The sequence below is a fragment of the Aquabacterium parvum genome, assembly GCF_001447195.1.
GTDB classification, from domain to species: Bacteria; Pseudomonadota; Gammaproteobacteria; order Burkholderiales; family Burkholderiaceae_C; genus Aquabacterium; species Aquabacterium parvum.
The window spans coordinates 1-273 of sequence record NZ_LFRI01000025.1; the positions used below are offsets into that span (position 1 = coordinate 1).

Annotated in this window: 1 pseudogene; it reads left to right on the top strand. The window is 57.5% G+C overall.

Annotation, left to right across the window (positions count from 1 at the left end):
- Positions 1–273, top strand: a pseudogene (locus tag ABG80_RS22275) (protein rep); the annotation flags it as partial.

Here is a 273-nt window from a genome sequence, read left to right on the forward strand (position 1 = left end):
GGGGACAGCTTCATCGTTGATGTGCGGCCCATCGTTGGAGATCCCGCCGAGGGGTTCATGGAGGTTTTCAAGTACGCCGTCAAGTTCAGCGATCAGCCGGTTGCCGATACATGGCATGCCTTTCAGACGCTCAAGGTGAAACGCCTTCTTGGTTCTGCTGGGTGCTTCCGAGGTGTCGAGGTGCCGGAAGAGCTGACCGATGAGCCGCTCGATGAGCTGCCGTATGTCGAGCTGTTCTATCGCTATCTGCATGGAAAGGGCTACGCCGTTTCG